Source organism: Corallococcus carmarthensis (assembly GCF_003611695.1).
GTDB lineage: Bacteria > Myxococcota > Myxococcia > Myxococcales > Myxococcaceae > Corallococcus > Corallococcus carmarthensis.
The window spans coordinates 1-1,299 of the sequence record NZ_RAWE01000453.1 but is presented as its reverse complement, the minus strand read 5'-3'; the positions used below and the strand labels follow the sequence as shown (position 1 = coordinate 1,299).

The following is a 1,299-nucleotide window of genomic DNA, read 5'->3' as shown; positions in this document are numbered from 1 at the left end:
GCAGCAGGAGGCTCGCATCGCAGAGCTGGAGGCGCGGCTGCGGAGTACCTCGCGCAATTCCTCGAAGCCTCCGTCCTCGGACCCACCCGGTACGCCGCCCAGGAAGTCGGAGCCGACGGGGCGTAAGCCCGGAGGCCAGCCCGGACATAAGGGCCGCAAGCGCGAGCTGCTGCCTGCGGACAAGGTGACGCAGGTGGTTGCGGTGCCCGCACCGGAGCGTTGCACGGGCTGCACCGGGCCCCTGTTGCGACTGGCGAGCACGCCTCCCGCACGAATCCACCAGGTGGTGGAGTTGCCGCGCATCGTGCCCGAGGTGAGGCAATACGAGTTGCACGCGGGCTGGTGCGCTGACTGTAATGCCTGGCGCTGCGCACCGCTGCCGGCGGGCGTACCCGAGGGCAACTTCGGGCCGCGCCTGACGGGCTTCATCGCGCTTTGCACCGGGCGCCTGCGCTTGTCCAAGCGGCTGGTGCAGGAGTTGCTGGAGGACGTGCTGGGCGTGGAGCTGGCACTCGGCAGCGTCAGCAACCTCGAGCAGTGGGTGAGCCAGGCCCTCGCGGCTGCCGTGAGTGAGGCGCGCGCCTACGTCCAGACGCAGCCCGCCGTGCATCAGGATGAAACCGGCTGGTGGCAGAAGCATGCACGCGCCTGGCTGTGGGTCGCCAGCACCGCGACGGTGGCTGTCTTTCTCATCGTCAAGAGTCGCGGCAAGGCCGTCGCCCAGACGATGTTGGGCCAGGGCTTTCGGGGCACGCTCATCTCCGACAGGTGGTGTGCCTACAATTGGGTGCACGCCCTCAAACGGCAGGTCTGCTGGGCGCACCTGGTGCGCGAATTCGAAGGCTTCGTCGAGCGCGGAGGGGAGGCGAAGCGGCTGGGAGAGCGACTGCTGGCGGAAGTCTTCGTCCTCTTCGAATGGTGGCATCTGGCTCGCGATGGGCTCCTGAAGCGCGCCACCTTCCAGCGCAAGATGCGCCCGCTCATGCGCGAGGTGGAGCGACTCCTGGCGGAGGCCGCGCAGGTGTGCCCGAAGCCGGTGGCCGGCACCGCCAGGGAAATCCTCAAGCTCAAGGATGCTCTCTGGACGTTCGTCTATACCGAGGGCGTCGAGCCCACCAACAACCTCGCCGAGAGGGACCTGCGCCATGCGGTCATCTGGCGCAAGACGAGCTTTGGCACCCAGAGCGAGGACGGCAGCCGCTTCGTCGAGCGCATCCTCACGGCCGTGATGAGCCTCAGGAAGCAGGAGCGCAACGTGCTCGACGCTCTCACTGCGTCCCTTGAAGCCCATCTCCACGG

Annotated in this window: 1 protein-coding gene and 1 pseudogene; both read left to right on the top strand. The window is 67.9% G+C overall.

Annotated features, from left to right (window positions below; translation table 11 throughout):
- Nucleotides 1–16 precede the first annotated feature (16 nt).
- Nucleotides 17–154, top strand: a pseudogene (locus D7X32_RS47925) (DUF6444 domain-containing protein); the annotation flags it as partial.
- Between the two features lie 30 nt (nt 155–184).
- On the top strand, nt 185–1,299 hold a 1,115-nt coding region (gene tnpC / locus D7X32_RS44390), incomplete at its 3' end, for an IS66 family transposase (protein ID WP_244239528.1).